At 51.9% G+C, this 1,258-nt stretch carries 1 protein-coding gene; it reads left to right on the top strand.

Annotated features, from left to right (window positions below; genetic code table 11):
• Positions 1 to 36 precede the first annotated feature (36 nt).
• A protein-coding gene (locus tag NNO03_RS22395) for an IS3 family transposase (RefSeq protein ID WP_271450609.1) occupies positions 37 to 1,250 on the top strand; the annotation gives its coding sequence in 2 pieces (ribosomal slippage) (positions 37 to 331 and positions 331 to 1,250; 1,215 coding nt in all).
• The last annotated feature ends 8 nt before the right edge of the window (positions 1,251 to 1,258 follow it).

Genomic DNA, 1,258 nt, shown 5'->3' with positions numbered 1-1,258 from the left:
TGTAGTGGCACAGTAAGTTTGGCCACCTGATTAAAGGTGATATTCTCACCTCAACACAAAACAGGTGACTTAATGAACAAGAAAACCAAACGTACTTTCACCCCCGAGTTCAGACTGGAATGTGCGCAACTGATTGTTGATAAGGGCTACTCATATCGACAAGCCAGTGAATCGATGAATGTCGGCTCTACCACACTTGAGAGCTGGGTACGTCAGCTCAGACGAGAGCGCCAGGGGATTGCCCCCTCTGCCACACCGATTACTCCAGACCAGCAACGTATTCGCGAGCTGGAAAAGCAGGTTCGCCGCCTGGAGGAACAAAATACTATATTAAAAAAGGCTACTGCACTCTTGATGTCCGACTCGCTGAACGGTTCACGATAGTTGCCAGACTGAGTGGCAGCCACACCGTTGTCAGTCTGTGTTCTGCTCTGGGAATACACCGCAGCAGTTACCGGTACTGGCAAAAACGACGCGATACGGTGAATCCGGTGCATGTCAGGTTGTGCAGTGAAATACGCCGGGCGTGGAACCAAAGCCGGGGCTCTGCGGGGGCGCGCACGCTGGCTGACATGCTGACCCAAAACGGCGTCCCGATGAGCCGTTACCGTGCCGGGCGGCTGATGAAACATCTGAATCTGAGCAGTTGTCAGCCCGGAAAACATCAGTACAAAAATGCCCGTCAGGAGCATACCTGCCTGCCGAATCTGCTCGGGCGCCAGTTCGCTGTCCCCGAGCCAGACCAGGTATGGTGTGGAGATATTACCTATATCTGGGCCGGAAATTGCTGGTGCTATCTGGCGGTTGTGATGGATCTTTTTGCCCGCAGGGTTATCGGCTGGAGTCTGTCCGCACATGCCGATACTGCACTGATAAGCGATGCCCTGCGGATGGCCTATGAGACGCGTGGTCAACCACATGATGTTATGTTCCATAGCGACCAGGGAAGCCAGTATACAGGCCTGAAATATCAACAAGTTCTCTGGCGTTACAGAATAAAGCAAAGTGTCAGTCGGCGGGGAAACTGCTGGGATAATAGCCCAATGGAACGCTTCTTCCGCAGTCTGAAAACAGAATGGGTGCCAGCGAATGGTTACGTCGACAAGGACGAGGCCCGGCAGCAAATTAATGATTACATATTGAACTACTACAACAGTGTCAGACCTCACCATTATAACGGTGGGTTGACACCGGAAGAGTCCGAGAACAGGTACCATTTTTACTGTAAAACCGTGGCCAGTATTACTTGACCACTACA

Origin of the sequence: Citrobacter sp. Igbk 16 (assembly GCF_028069755.1) — a bacterium.
Classification (GTDB): Bacteria; Pseudomonadota; Gammaproteobacteria; order Enterobacterales; family Enterobacteriaceae; genus Citrobacter.
Note: the sequence above shows the minus strand (reverse complement) of the source record. Positions and strands in the feature narration are given on the sequence as shown.